This window comes from Hydrogenivirga sp. 128-5-R1-1, assembly GCF_000171895.1.
Map to the genome: position 1 here is coordinate 1 of NZ_ABHJ01000398.1, position 1,337 is coordinate 1,337.

General features: G+C 38.3%; 1 protein-coding gene. It reads left to right on the top strand.

The features are described 5' to 3' along the window. Nucleotides 1-30 precede the first annotated feature (30 nt). Nucleotides 31-1,337, top strand: a 1,307-nt coding sequence (gene cysS, locus HG1285_RS01255; protein ID WP_008289438.1) for a cysteine--tRNA ligase, incomplete at its 3' end; no start/stop codon positions are given.

The window sequence follows — 1,337 nt, forward strand, 5'->3', positions numbered from 1 at the left end:
TAATTATAACAACAACTGGAGGTGAGCGGCATGAGTTTAAAGGTTTATAACACCCTTTCAGGACAAAAAGAAGAATTTGTTCCTATAAATCCCGGTGAAGTCAAAATATACACCTGTGGTGTTACTGTTTACGATGTTAACCACGTAGGACACGGAAGAAGTTTAATTGTCTTTGATATGATAAGAAGGTATCTCAGGTATCTGGGATACAACGTTAAGTTTGTCAGAAATTTCACTGATGTTGATGACAAGATTATAAACAGGGCAAAAAATGAATGCTTACCTTTTACAGTAATAGCAGACAGATATATAAAAGAGTATTTTCAGGATGCTGAAAATTTCAGGATAGAGCCTGCAGATGTTGAACCAAGGGTAACAACCCATATCCCCGATATTATAGATTTTATCCAGAAGCTTATAGATAAAGGCTATGCCTATGAAGTTGAAGGGGATGTTTATTTTTCTGTTAGGAAATTTAAGGATTACGGAAAGCTATCCAAAAGAAGTGTTGATGAGCTGATAGCAGGTGCAAGGGTAGAACCTGGAGAAAAGAAAAAAGACCCACTTGATTTTGCACTCTGGAAAGCATCAAAAGCAGGAGAACCTGCATGGGATAGCCCATGGGGCAAAGGAAGACCTGGCTGGCATACAGAATGCTGTGCAATGATTTTTAAACATCTTGGTGAAACAATTGATATACATGGTGGAGGTTTAGACCTTACATTCCCTCACCATGAGAATGAGCTTGCTCAGGCAGAGGCTTTGTCTGAGAAACCATTTGCAAGATACTGGATACATAACGGGTTGGTTACAGTTAACGGCCAAAAAATGTCCAAATCTCTCGGAAATTATATAACCCTGAAAGAGATTTATTCTAAATATGAACCGGATATTCTTAGACTACTGGTTTTATCTGTTCATTACAGAAGTCCCCTTGATTTTTCATGGGAAAAGATGGAAGAAACCAAAAAGGCCTACGAAAGACTAAAAAATGCGATGGATGAGTATGAAATACTGGAAAAACTGCCGGAAAATCCAGATTTTGAAGGCCATTTATATGATGCTATTGCAAAGGCTGAACAGGGATTTTATGCTGCAATGAGCGATGATTTTAATACACCTGAGGCTCTGGCTGCATTGTTTAGTCTTGTTAGAGAGATGAATATCCTTAAGGACAAGGCAGTGAAGGAAGGAGGAATATCTAAAAAAGCCCTTGCTTCATACAAAGAGGCTGCAGAAGTGCTTCATAAAATAGGAAAAGATATATTTGGTCTTTTTGATAGCCTGCAACCTTGTGTTGAGGTTGAACAGATTCAGGTAGAGAAAAAAGAAGAGGC